This is a genomic window from Colwellia ponticola, assembly GCF_005885605.1.
GTDB lineage: Bacteria > Pseudomonadota > Gammaproteobacteria > Enterobacterales > Alteromonadaceae > Colwellia > Colwellia ponticola.
Genome location: NZ_SZVP01000053.1, coordinates 1 through 498, shown reverse-complemented (window position 1 = coordinate 498; position 498 = coordinate 1). Strand labels below are relative to the sequence as shown.

General features: G+C 34.7%; 1 protein-coding gene. It reads left to right on the top strand.

Going from position 1 to position 498, the window contains the following annotated elements:
- Positions 1 to 266: 266 nt before the first annotated feature.
- Positions 267 to 498 (top strand): ATP-binding cassette domain-containing protein (locus tag FCS21_RS17625; protein ID WP_138624483.1); only part of this gene is annotated, 232 nt, incomplete at its 3' end.

Here is a 498-nt window from a genome sequence, read left to right as displayed (position 1 = left end):
GGTTCTTTTTTCATCCATTTTCAATCCTTCTTTCATTTCTTTTACAGTTTTATAGTACTCCCTCTTATAAATAACGTCAAAAATTATGCTGTTGCAAACTAATAAATCCTATAGTAGCTATTTTCGCTCCGCTTTTATTTTTATTTTTTTCATTCTGTTTCACGTGAAACACAAAGAATGTTCGATTGCCTTGAATCTTTTACCTTTCCCCTATATAATTCTATAAGACTTGTCAAAACTAATAATGATAAAAGTGAGGAAAAAAATTGATTACTGTAAATGATGTGAGTTTGCACTTTTCAGACCGCAAACTATTTGATGATGTGAATATTAAATTTACCCCCGGAAACTGCTATGGCTTGATTGGTGCAAATGGTGCAGGTAAATCAACGTTCCTTAAAGTGTTATCAGGGGATCTGCAGCCTTCCACAGGTTCCGTTACTATGGGACCAGATGAACGGATGGCCGTATTGAAACAGAACCATTACGACTATGAAG